Annotated in this window: 10 protein-coding genes; 1 reads left to right on the top strand and 9 read right to left on the bottom strand. The window is 44.2% G+C overall.

Features of this window, described 5'->3' with window-relative positions; genetic code table 11:
* Positions 1–140 precede the first annotated feature (140 nt).
* The gene (locus ACZ5R2_RS23260) at positions 141–1,331 is read right to left on the bottom strand and encodes a DNA polymerase III subunit beta (protein WP_464900576.1); all 1,191 of its coding nucleotides are present in this window, start codon (positions 1,329–1,331) and stop codon (positions 141–143) included.
* Positions 1,332–1,646: 315 nt separating this feature from the next.
* On the opposite strand from ACZ5R2_RS23260, the gene ACZ5R2_RS23255 reads away from it, so the two are divergent.
* Positions 1,647–2,567: a hypothetical protein gene (locus ACZ5R2_RS23255; RefSeq protein WP_464900575.1), complete on the top strand. Its 921-nt coding sequence runs from the start codon at positions 1,647–1,649 to the stop codon at positions 2,565–2,567.
* A gap of 135 nt (positions 2,568–2,702) precedes the next feature.
* On the opposite strand, the gene ACZ5R2_RS23250 is transcribed toward ACZ5R2_RS23255, so the two are convergent.
* From ACZ5R2_RS23250 to ACZ5R2_RS23215, 8 genes are all read right to left on the bottom strand, one after another.
* The gene (locus ACZ5R2_RS23250) at positions 2,703–2,969 is read right to left on the bottom strand and encodes a hypothetical protein (RefSeq protein ID WP_464900574.1); all 267 of its coding nucleotides are present in this window, start codon (positions 2,967–2,969) and stop codon (positions 2,703–2,705) included.
* Between the two features lie 68 nt (positions 2,970–3,037).
* Positions 3,038–4,762, bottom strand: a complete 1,725-nt coding sequence (locus ACZ5R2_RS23245; protein WP_464900573.1) for a DUF6884 domain-containing protein — start codon at positions 4,760–4,762, stop codon at positions 3,038–3,040.
* Positions 4,755–5,345, bottom strand: a complete 591-nt coding sequence (locus ACZ5R2_RS23240) for a hypothetical protein (protein ID WP_464900572.1) — start codon at positions 5,343–5,345, stop codon at positions 4,755–4,757. Before ACZ5R2_RS23240 ends, ACZ5R2_RS23245 begins: the two co-directional genes overlap by 8 nt.
* A 269-nt stretch (positions 5,346–5,614) precedes the next feature.
* The gene (locus ACZ5R2_RS23235) at positions 5,615–5,896 is read right to left on the bottom strand and encodes a hypothetical protein (protein ID WP_464900571.1); all 282 of its coding nucleotides are present in this window, start codon (positions 5,894–5,896) and stop codon (positions 5,615–5,617) included.
* Between the two features lie 264 nt (positions 5,897–6,160).
* On the bottom strand, positions 6,161–7,108 hold the full coding sequence (locus ACZ5R2_RS23230; protein ID WP_464900570.1) for an IS30 family transposase: 948 nt from the start codon (positions 7,106–7,108) through the stop codon (positions 6,161–6,163).
* 110 nt (positions 7,109–7,218) lie between these two features.
* Positions 7,219–7,413 carry a hypothetical protein gene (locus tag ACZ5R2_RS23225; RefSeq protein WP_464900569.1) on the bottom strand — a complete coding sequence of 65 codons (195 nt, stop codon included), beginning with the start codon at positions 7,411–7,413 and terminating at the stop codon, positions 7,219–7,221.
* A gap of 53 nt (positions 7,414–7,466) precedes the next feature.
* On the bottom strand, positions 7,467–7,826 hold the full coding sequence (locus ACZ5R2_RS23220) for a hypothetical protein (RefSeq protein WP_464900568.1): 360 nt from the start codon (positions 7,824–7,826) through the stop codon (positions 7,467–7,469).
* 207 nt (positions 7,827–8,033) lie between these two features.
* Positions 8,034–10,142, bottom strand: coding sequence for a replication initiator protein RctB domain-containing protein (locus tag ACZ5R2_RS23215; RefSeq protein WP_464900567.1), 2,109 nt, complete (start codon positions 10,140–10,142; stop codon positions 8,034–8,036).
* Positions 10,143–12,429: the final 2,287 nt, after the last annotated feature.

Raw genomic sequence — 12,429 nt, 5'->3', positions numbered from 1 at the left:
AACAGGTTTCGTTTACTTACTACCGAAGATTCAATTGTAATTGAAAAAGGGACTGCCGTTAGGTTAGTCCCTTTTTTAGTTTATATGCTCAAACCACGAGAGCTTATCTTTGCGAAACAGTGTTTCGTAGAACTCTCTGATCAACGCATCGGTATCATCATAATAAAGTAATTTTCACCCGTGAGTTGCTGAGTTGGCGAAAGCAGCAGAGTTAGTTGCTCTGGTGCTGACGCTTGTCTTTGCTTCATTACGCCCAAGACTAAAGAGACCTGCTCGGTATGTATAGAACTTGCGCACCGTGTCAATGAGCGATAGTTCATAGCCGTTGATGCTGAGACTGGTATTTGGGCTTGGAACACCTCTACTTCATCTGTTGCGACAGGCGCATTCTCCTTTCCAAGTGCCGTTGTGATCGTATTGTCGGTGTTAAAGCTCAACTCAATTCGCGGTATCTGCTTTTTTCCATCACTACTACGCTTTTCAAACGCCTCTGAGCCACGCGAGATCACCGCTGCAAGCTCTGACTTTGCTACCACTGCACCGCCACGGGTTTCAGTCGGCAGTACTGGTGCAATATCTGGATACTGATCACTGTAGAGTTTGGACTGGTAACGCAAAGATGACACTGTTAAAGCCATTGCTTGGCGCGATACCTCAAGCAGCGCTGTATTTGTCTCTACGTGCATTGATAAAAGCGTCTGAACGCTCTCACAAGGGATGGTAAAGCTAATATCTTGCTCAAGTGGTGTTATCCCATCAATAGCTTGTTTAAAAACTGTCAGCTTGTGTGTGTCGGTGGAAACAAAGGTCATCTGGCGATCTTTGATCGTCACGTTGATACCGTTCAGATAGGCTTTGGCATCCTGAGTCGGCATAGTAGTGAGGCACATTTTAAGACCTCTCTGGAACTTAGCAATATCTACGTTGAACACCTCGCGCTCTCCCATCACAGTGCTCGGTTGGGGGTATTTACTTGCCTCACCTACTTCTCTCACCGTGATCTTAGAACGACCACATGAAACCAATAGTCGGGTCGACTTCTCATCCTTGCGAAGAACTAACTTGAGTGGCTTATCTCCAAAGGTCTTAACAATTCCAACGATGCGTTTTGCATCTACTGTGAAAGCACCTTCTTGCAAAACGTCCACTTCTTCGCTCGGTACTATGCGCTCAAAACTTCCAACTAATCCCGTCCCTATAATTGCTATGCCACCTTTACGCACGCCTATAGCTACATGCTCTGTGTGCTCTTTATCGGATCTTTTGGTTAGGCTTGCAGGATGTGATAGGTAAAAGGCAAAAACCGATGCTCGTTTGAACACAATTTCCATTAGTTACACCGTTTTAGTTGGAGAGTTAGATAGGTTAATTTTACCGAACTGCACCCCAAAACAAGTGATCGAGTATTTGGTTGAACAAATGCAATCAGAGGACAATTGAAGGAAATGCTGTTACATCAAAAGTCGCTTAACCTAATATTGGATTGAGAAAGCTACTTTATGTCGACTCGATCGTTTATAGTGGTATGTGGTCGCTAGCTATTGATATTGCTGGTTTCAGCTAGTGGTTGATCTCAATTAGATGAGACTTGAACTAAGGGAACTGTTGATATAATGACTACAAGCAAAGAGATTAAGGAAAAGCTAATGTATCAGCAAAGTTACAGCAATGTCGAGACCTTCAACCCTGCGTTCACATCAGTAAATACGTTGTCAGGTGATGGCAGTGACTATACACAACTAACTACAGCCAACAGCATCCGCTCTCTGATTTCTAACACTAAATCTCCAGTGATTAAGTCGTTTATCAAACGGTTGTTTGACAAGCATCATACTAACGTTGCCAAAATCAACGATGAACTTGAGGCGCTTGTCAGCACCTACAAGAAATTTAATATCAACAGCAGTACTAAGAATAATGTGCGCGATCAGGTCTTAGCAACTATCGAACGTCTGATGGTCACGGATGCTAAGGTATTAGTGCAAGTCACTAAATTGGTTGATGCGATCAAGACTAACTGTGGCTTACCTATGGACTTTTTCCTTACTCGACCAACATACCTATATGATGGACAGATCAGAAGGGCTGATGATTTAAGAGAGGCTGTGTGGGCAGCACTAACGCACTTTGTTGTTAGCTCGGCTGAAAACAATGAACAAGCAGAGTCAGAGGCGGTTGCTATTGTTGCCCGAAGATTTAAAGTCCCTTCGCACGCTAAAGTCAATTCGTATGCACAGGCGCACCTATCTGCTGCTAAGTCTAGAGACTTTGACCCTATGACTACTACAGATGTCTTTGACATTGTACAGAGCACCCGATCTGATATTTTCAGTTTTGGGATCTTACGTGCAAGAAGTTCTTTTCTCGAAGACGACTTTGAGAACTATCATCACTGCGAACAAATGGGACTACATAACAACGGTTCTTTTACTCCATCTTTGGATTTTGGTAACGGTGGGTTTGAACACTCTAGTTCAACAACGGATATAGGCTGTACTTTTGACGATTCATTCTCATCGACCTCATATTCTAGTTTTGACGATTCTAGTTCTTTTAGTGACTTTTAAAATACTATCCCCTTACTATCATACTTATCTTGGGTGAGTGCTCGACTGGCGGGCTACTCACCTTTTCTTCTCGATCCCTTATTTGAATACTCATGTTGATATTGCAAATAACCCTTTTATATCGTGCAGGTCTAATTAATCTAAATTTCGGTGAAGCTCAGTCAGCCTCTCAATAAAGACCTCAACCCCATACTTAGTGCTGGCACTGTAATCAAAATACACATTTTCACCTCCAATACTAAACTTGATCTCGAGATCAGATTTACTTGCCACACCTGAGCACGAATCTCTATCAAACACCACCTTGAACCCTCTGCTAATAAGTGCAGAAAGGTTGTTTGAAACTGTTGTGATATGCGATTGCTCCAACTCAAGCAACACTTTCTTTGTTACCAATTCCATACAGCACCCTCACAAGAATAATTAAGATGTAGGTCACCTTGATAATGAACTTGCATGACCCACGAACGCTAAACCGCCATCTCCAACTGATAGCAATCATTGATCGGCTTACTCAGTTCGGTGCCTTCAAACAGGCTTGCAATCACGCTAAACCTTTTTTCAGCGGTCGACATGGCAACAGTCGTCAAATATGAGCGAAAGGTGTCTAGGTAGTAAAGGCAATAAAGTTTTAGCCCTCGGAACAACACACGATCTGCTAGTGGACTAAAGGACACTAGCTCCCAAGCCTTTTCAATAGCCTCCTCTTCATCGGCGAAAGCTGCATAGTCCATTGCTAAGCCATGACCTGCCATTACATAATTCCACACTTCATACCATTGCTCGGGATCGCTTGAAAGCAGATCGTAGAAGCGCTCAGTCACAATACCCGCGCGCTCACTGTCGCCAGACTCAAGTTCATAGTCGTGGGATAGAAATACGTCTGATCGCATTACATCCGCCACCGGCGCCACCTTACGCTGCATATCTCGATACTTTTCATCAAGCTCTACGGCTTTTACCTGACCCACGGAACCGACCCCAAAAAGCGCAGGGGTTCTATTGGCATCCATCGTGCACTCTAGCCCGTACATCCGAGCGAGAGAAAAACGAATGTGCTTGTGGCTGTATGAGACCTCGCTCAACCCCAAGTAGTGAACTCTTGCGAATAATGGGTGGTCTCCCGACTTCAACTGAAAAAGCCGCTCGATAAACTCTGAGGGAAGTCGCAGATCAATAGAAGGTCGTGTTTTCGAAGCCGGTTTTTTCAAACACGGTACGCCAAGCACCAATTTTACGTGGTTATTTAACATCAGCGCGCAATCGTGAGCATGTTCTTCAATAGAGATGTTCTCATTATCAGACGGTTTATGGATAGGTAATATCATCTCGATTCCCATATCCATCAGATCAATAATGAGCTGCCTGTGCATTGCAACGATTCTTTGCGCCTCAGCATAGCTGTCAATGGAATCGGGGATAACGCAACAAATTTGCTGCCGAGCATTCTTGCTTACCATCTCAGCAATCGCTTTATACTCGTCAAACACCCAGCGTTCATCGATGCCTTGATCTTGTCCTGAATTAAGCAACTTGATCAAACCGTTATCTATAAATAGTCGGGTTCCACTATTTGATTCGATGCCATTTAACACACGGCGCAAGAAAGAGAGCTTTGTGGTGTTGACGTTGGCGAGGCTGATACCTATCGACTGCCCTGCTGCCAAGTAACCTAGTTCACCATCATTTGATACACCTGAACGGTAAGGTAAAGGTCGGAACTGGCTGTCAGCGCGCTTGAGCACTTTAGAGATGCGCCCTTTAAGTTGCCCGATACCACAGTGGTTACGGCTCTCATAGACGGAATCAAAGCGCTTGAGGGCGCTTTTGGGGAAGCAAGTTAGGTACTTGTCCCAGGCAACCATGTACTGTCTTGATAGCATCACGTACAGCTCCCCATCGAGATCTCGTAACTGGTCAAACGACTGGCGGTGTGTCGACGAAACTAAGCTATCCACATCTTGATCTGCCATTTGAAGGTCGTAGTTATCAATCAAATCATCAGCAGCTACGATGCCATATTTGGCAGACAGAATAAGCACATTTAGCTTAACCGCGGGCGAGTTACGCAATCGCTCAATATGAGAGCGGATCGACCGAAAAATTGCACTGTCATAGAGGTCGATGGCAGCTAAACAGCTACCATCAATTTTTGCTCCAGAGCAGTTCACTAGAAGGTTGACTGTCCTAAACACCGCAAGCCTCCAAAGGATTGTTCTGACGGAGCACTACTGGTGAAAAGCTGAACACTTGGTCAATCTCACGCGCCACCTGTGATGGGCACGAATCAAGCTGAAGCTTTGCTGCGGTAAGAAGACGCTGCGAGCACTGAAGCGGCAGTGTTACAAAGCGAATTGCACGAATCTTCTTAGTCGTTCTGCAAGTGAGGAAAATAGGCAGACCTACTCGCGAATTCTCATCAAATGACATTGATACATCACGGAGGTGTTCAGGGTAGACGTGAACGTTCATAGGTAGGTCGAAATACAGCTCGTCTGGCCCCATAAAATTAACCATCAAGCAGATCCCATTAGACTTTGTAACGGCGACACTCGCGAACATTGGTGCTGACTCTACGGTTTCTACCATCTTCGCGTCGACATTAGATGCAACGATGTTTAGCTCGTTAGAGTTGACCGTGAACATACTTAGCATAGCGCCATCCTCCACAAAAGCGGCATTCAGCTCATCGAAGCATGGGTGAATTTGATCACGGATATATGGAACCTGAATTGGAGCAGTAGCAGAGTTAGAATGAACAGCAGTAGAAGTTGTCATAGCGTCGCCTTAGTAGTGAGTGATATTGGATAGGCTTTAATAATAACGCTCGGCGATTCGAAACAAGTGATCAGTCATTTGGATAAGAAAGCAGGAAAAAATACAGAATTCCGTTCACAGGTTGCAGGTCGCAGGTATCAATGACCGGAAAAAGTAAGTTTAGTTTGATCCCATATTTGACCAGCTCCATAAAGATCGAAAAAAGCGTTGAGCAAACCTGGGGGCATGCTCAAAGCTATTATATCTAAGTTGTGATTAAGCAACGAAAGCTACTGTGCCATAACCTCTAGCACCACATCACGAAACAGGCTGAGTGCAAGTTCTGGCTCATCTGATACCTCCGCAAACGCCTCTTCAATACTTACCGGATCTATACAATAGTCCTTATCATTCTGAATAAGAACATCGTCACCGATAATCAGGAAGAAGTGACCATATTTATCAGAAGCCTTGTTGGTGTTATGAACAAAAAGCTTAATAACGTTGTTGTCATTAGAAATTTTTGCCACTCGATACATAGTATGTTCTTCATTAGAGAAATTCAGTTCCATGAGATATTAATTCCTTATAAAATTTCCTGATGATATTTGAATAGCTGATCAAGTTATGGTTACGTTTTACAACTCCACCATTTTAGATTCAACGACGAACTCAGCCTTTCGCCACTCATTATAAGATGGCGATAAATACCACCACTGCGAACCATCAAAATGATATCGAAGGCCATTACCTTTGTGTCTGTGAGTCTGCTTCATAACCTGATCCCAATGTTAGTTAGACCCGAATTCAACTGCGAAGTGCGACACTCTCCAATATCAAGCAGCCAAAGCCATTTTGTTAAATACAATGGCTGGCTGTTTGAAGCCTAAACACTTTCTTGGTCGATAATTTATCCGCGATAAAGCGAACTCTATATCAATGTCCGTCACTGTCAACAGGTCGGTTCCTTTCTTCACATATTGCCTTAAAAGGCCGTTCGCATTTTCATTAGCACCTCGCTCCCAAGAGCTATAGGGATGAGCAAAGTACACATCTGCCTCCAACTTTTTTGCGATAGTTTCATGACCTGCAAACTCTCGCCCGTTGTCTGCGGTGATGGTATGCACATGCTCCTTGTAAGGCATCAGTAGCTCTATTGTGGCCTGGGTAACGTCATCGGCTGACTTCGATGGTACTTTCTTTACCAAGTAAAACCGTGTTTTGCGCTCTAAAATAGTTACCATTGCGCCTGTGCCATGCTTCCCGAGAACAGTGTCAATTTCCCAGTCACCAAACCGCTCTCTGCTGTCTACGATGCTTGGCCTATCATCAATCGAAACGGCATTCTTTATCGCCGGAGCTTTCTCTTTTTTACCACGACGATACCGCTTATGACCTTGCCTCAAGTGGCGATATAGCTTGCCACCCGAGCGTTTGTCCCGAGCAACAAAGCGATAAATCCACTCATGGCTGACAGCTGCGCCGGCTTTCGTTAAGACGTTGGATATCTGCTCTGGACTCCAATCTGCCTCTAGAAGAAGACGAATAAAGTCAACACGCTCCTTTGGTATTCGGTACTTAAGCGCAGCTCTTCGTCTGGTGATGGACGCCATCTGTGCCGTGCTTGGACAGTAATGATTGCTCTTACGCCCTCTTTTTAGCTCTCGATAAACCGTTGAGCGATGGCACTGAACTGTTTTAGCGATTTCAGAAACTGAAATTCCCCGTTCCAAAAGAGCAGAAATCTGGTATCTTCTGCCCTCGGTCAACTGCTGATAATTCATGGTAGTACTGCTTGTTTCTTTGGCGAGAAGAGCGTACCACTTTCAGCAGTTGGCTTCCTCTTCTACACCATCCCATGAATGTCGCACTTATTATCTGAAATCGGGGATAATCAACGTGTACTTGCGCCTGCTGTCTTGGCAATAGCAGCAAGTGAGTGACAGCAACCCCAACCACTGTACAACGCAGCAACTAGTGCTACTGTTCTTGCTGCGACGTTAACGTCTAGAGCCATCACGGTGAAAGCCACAGCTAAGCCTAGTAGTGATAGATTTAAAGATAATAAACATTGCAGCTTCTTTCTCATCTCCTGTTCCATCATGCTTAAACCTCTGGTTGGAAAATGGAAAAATCGACTTGTTATTTTAAGTCACTATAGTGTTGCTCAGCGGCAGTTGGGTTAAACAAAGCAACAGCATTGATTATGCCTTCTTTAAAATGGTCTTTTGCGCGCAAGGCTTCATCCCGAGAGCTAGTTATGCATTCGAAGCATTCGACAGGCTTGGCGCAAACCACTCCTTCACCGCTATTTTCAGAGAGATAGTTCATTGTCCCACTCTTATCAACTAACACGCAGTTGCCGAATTTAGTGCTACCCTCTTCAGTATTAAGGATAACGCAGGCGGTTATTTGCTCGTTCTCATCAATTTGCATACCAGATAGCTCACTCTTCATGGCAGAGTCAGTCAACATTGTTAAATATTGGAATTGGCTCATCATTAGTCTTACCTGTCCTTTCAATTGCCGTCCTATTTAAATTTTACGGGAAGGCATCACGAAACAAGTGATCGAAATGTAGGAATTTACAAGGGATGTTGAAGTAGAACTGGCAGAGTGGGCAACTGATCGAAATAAGATGATGTTACCCACCCGGACAACATCATCAGTTTATTGAAATTTTGATCGATATGAAAAGTAGGAAAAGTTCTAGGCATTATCCTTGGAAAAGCGAGGATCATACTCTTGAAAAATCTTCAGCAATCTATCCATAACCTCTGATGATAGATTTTTAAAACCGGTGTCAATATTGTTCACGATTTCAGACAATATAACGGCATTTCGGTTTAGTCGTATGATCAGTTTTATGCGGTTCTCGTCAAGAGGCATGTTGTAATCAGTTAAAGCATATAAGTTATTTAAGTCATCTAATGAGATAATACGGCCATCAGATTCTAGATGGTTAATCATCTCGAAGTTGTCATCAATAACGAATTTAACCACATTTTTAATAACCTCGTTATCATTGGCAATACCGCCAACCAATTCAGCTCGATCGACATTCGTCATATAGTTGCTTTGAATGAAGGTAGTGCCACAGGGTAAAGTGTAGGTGACATGAAACTTAAAGCGTTCAATCGTAATTCCGTGTTTTTTAAGAATGGTCTTGTGAACAGCCTTAAAATCAAGAGCATGAGTATTTGGAAATGCGACGGGGGCTCTATCACCGAACTCAATGTCATAATCGAGCTTGTTCTTACACAGCGCTATCATGAGATCAGTATGCTCAATGACTGAAATTTCGCAAGTTTTTGGATTCACTTCGCACTCGTACCCGAAAAGGAAGAAGCGTAACGGTTCTGCTCTATCCTCAGAGATATGGGCGTAGCAAACATCAGATTGATGCTTTGGTTTATTCAAATCATTAACTTGGCGACGAAAATAAGTCCACTTATCACTAAAGCTAGGTCTTTTTGAAGTGCCAAGTAACATATCGAAACTGAGGAAGTCGAAAGTTCGCTTCTTACCTGTGCTACCACCATTATAAGGGTCCATGCCAAACTCGGTGTCTATAGGAACACGCTTGTTTTTCGCATTTCTTGAGCCAAATAGGTTTCTTAGCCGAGCATATAGAAAAAACATGCTCGAATTTGTTGAGAGTAAGTCTGTTGGATAGACGAATAACTCAGGGTCATATATGACAGATTCAAATAGTGTCTTATCTAAGGTAATGTAATAGCATGTGTCTGAGCTATCAATAATGTCAAAGCGTGGAGCGTCTGGGTTTACAACAGAATCAACTTCTTCACGGGTATCTGAGATGGTAGTTAAAGTTAGAAATCGAAATTCTTCAGAGGCCCAACCGGACTTCAGAAAGCCAAAGTTATATTCTTTGTATGCTAGTGTATCGAACGTAGTATCCGTAATAGCAGCAAGACAGTTCTTTAACCAAGCGTATTGGTTATGGCCCTTTCCCTTCCCCATAACTTCGAGCACATAATCTAAACGAATAGGGGTGACATTAATTGGTTTTTCATCTTTAGAGGAATAGGAACTAAAGTGGTGACGATGGTATGCAGAAACAAGTGCGGTAATAGCATGCACTACCATTAGGTCGTCAGAGTCCATCGTTTTGCCACGCGTTCTGACAGCGACAGGAACAAAATGTTTATTATTATGATCGTCATAAACTTGTACTTTAGCTAAAAAATCCTCATCTTTGCGCTTCAACTCGGCAACAGTTAGCTTGGTTTTTGGTCTAGTTGGCGCTTTTAATACAGCACTAAAGTCCAAACCATTTTTAACAGTCACCCCCGTAGCAGTTGGCTTACCACCACGTCGTGGCGGAACAGGTAGCTGGCCTTTTTCTAGAAGGACGGAGTTAAGTTTACGTGCGGAGACCTTTTTCGAAGGCTTAGCACTTCTGCCCTTTGATGGTGGTGAACCGATGCCTTGTAACGACTCAATGACTACACGATTATGATATGAGCCATCATTAAACTGAAACACTACGGGCAAAAGAGCACTTTTACTCCTCAATGTCGTCAACAAGCCCTCTAACACTTTCTTAGTCATGCTCAAAGACTCAACCAAGGTATCACGAGATACTGTATGCTGTGCATCTAACAAGGGACGAGAGACTTCGAGGAGATGAGCAATTTTCTCGTGCTGTCGTGCTGTAAAGCAATCACGAGCAAACGCATCAATGGTCAAATCCGGAGACACATGCAATCTACTTCCTTCCTTGGCCGTGGCATAACTAACAAATTTTGCATCTCCAAGCTCAAGAGGATATGAAAGTTCTGTAATAAGGTCCATTTGTAACCGTCAAAGTCGTGTAAATCTATGTTGTACTCACCCCATTTTAGAGATATATCAAAAAAAAACCAGAAAAAAATGATCATTGCTTCTAATAACTGATCTATTGATCTTTATATTGATCTTATTCTTCTTTCTATTTAATACATTCAACTTACTTCTTCTATCTTGTAGTACCCAATTGTTAAACTCTATTATGTATAATTTGTATTATATCATGAACTTAGGCGGGGAAGGTTTGATTTCTACGTAACTGGCGTTACGGTGTTTTTTTCTCAAACCACTCTAAAAATAACTAACCTTACAAGGTGAATTGCTCACCTTACTAAAAATGGCGCTCTATTTACGATTAAAATTCCTCACCCTACGATTACCAGTCGGAAAGATGATCAAGGGTACCACGAAAGCATGATCATAAGAATGCTGGAACTATGATCATGGTAGATTCACAGCTTATCCACAGCATTGTTGTTGCTTGTGTGAGTAAAACAGATCGGTGATCTATTGGACCGAGATCAGCCGGGTTCTGATACATGGTTGACCGGGGAAATTATTGACCGTTTGTGCCCATTTTGTGGTTAGCAAAAGCTATTTGTGCATTTTGACTATGTGCATTGAATCGGTCTCAAAGAGTGGCACATTACATGTAGATTCGTGCTCTTACCACGTGATCCTCAGCACTAGTAGCGCATACGACACGCGAGCAAAGTGGTGGTAAGGTTTAGTCCAAATATGCTTAGTTTTACTGCTAGTGGCCCTGTGACACTGCTCCAGTGATGGTGCTATCGACCATGGTTATCTATTGGGAACATATGTTTTGTGAAGGTTGTTTGAGGCAAGGCCCAAGGTAGCGCAGGCCTCTTTGGACTTTACCGGCCTACATACCCCATATCCATTAACCAAGTATGCTGATCCTAAATGCCAGAACGAAAAGCGGTGAATTCGGGTAAGAGAGAGGAAAACTGCCTCTTCCTTCCCAGTGTTTTAAATGCTGCAGCTGAGCGTGCCCCACGCCCCGACATTCAATCTCACTAATTATAGTGATCACTTTCTCTTCTAGGTGAGGGTAAGGTAAGGATATACCGCCGCTCTACGCACGGTTGTACCATTACTCATGGCCACTTGATCGTACATGCTTTTACGAAAAGATGCAGAGCCGGGGTAACGGTGAGGAAAATCGACCCTCTCTAAGCTACTTGAAGGTACACTAACCAAGCTGCGGCCATTCAGTTACATTGGTTTACGACAAGTGCCGAAACTGGGGTGAGGGTTAGGATCATCCCCCTGCCCTCACGCATTGGTGGGAGGCTCTTACCGCTCATAGCACGATCATTCAGCCCCATAGTTTTACGATAAGTGCCGAAACTGAGGTGAGGGTGAGCCTCATTCCCCTGGCCTCCATGCATTGATGGGAGGCTCTTACCGCTCATAGCTCGATCATTCAGCCCCATAGCTTTACGATAAGTGCCGTAACTGGGGTGAGGGTGAGGCTCATTCACCTGGCCTCCATGCATTGATGGGAGGCTCTTACCGCTCATAGCTCGGTCATTCAGCCCCATAGCTTTACGATAAGTGCCGTAACTGGGGTGAGGGTGAGGATCATCCCCCTGCCCTCGACGTAAAGGTGGGAGGCTCTTACCGCTCACAGCCCGTTCATTCACCCACATAGTTTTACAAGGACTAACATAAACGGGGTAAGGGTGTGGGAAATCGACCCTCTCAGGGCTACTTTAAGGTAGAACAACCAAGCTGCGGGCACCAAGTTACATAGTTTTACGACAAGTGCCGGAACTGGGGTGAGGGTGAGGCTCATCCCCCTGCCCTCGACGCAAAGGTGGGAGGCTCTTACCGCTCACAGCCCGTTCATTCACCCACATAGTTTTACGATAACTAACATAAACGGGGTAAGGGTGTGGAAAATCTACCCTCTCAGGGCTACTTTAAGGTAGAACAACCAAGCTCCGGGCACCAAGTTACATAGTTTTACGACAAGTGCCGGAACTGGGGTGAGGGTGAGGCTCATTCCCCAGGCCTCGACGCAAAGGTGGGAGGCTCTTACCGCTCATAGCTCGATCATTCAGCCCCATAGCTTTACGATAAGTGCCGAAACTGGGGTTAGGGTGAGGCTCATCCCCCTGCCCTCGACGCAAAGGTGGGAGGCTCTTACCGCTCACAGCCCGGTCATTCACCCACATAGTTTTACGATAACTAACATAAACGGGGTAAGGGTGTGGCAAATCGACCCTCTCAGGGCTACTTTAAGGTAGAACAACCAAGCTGTGGGCAC

The organism is Vibrio sabulosilitoris (assembly GCF_055391395.1).
Note: the sequence above shows the minus strand (reverse complement) of the source record. Positions and strands in the feature narration are given on the sequence as shown.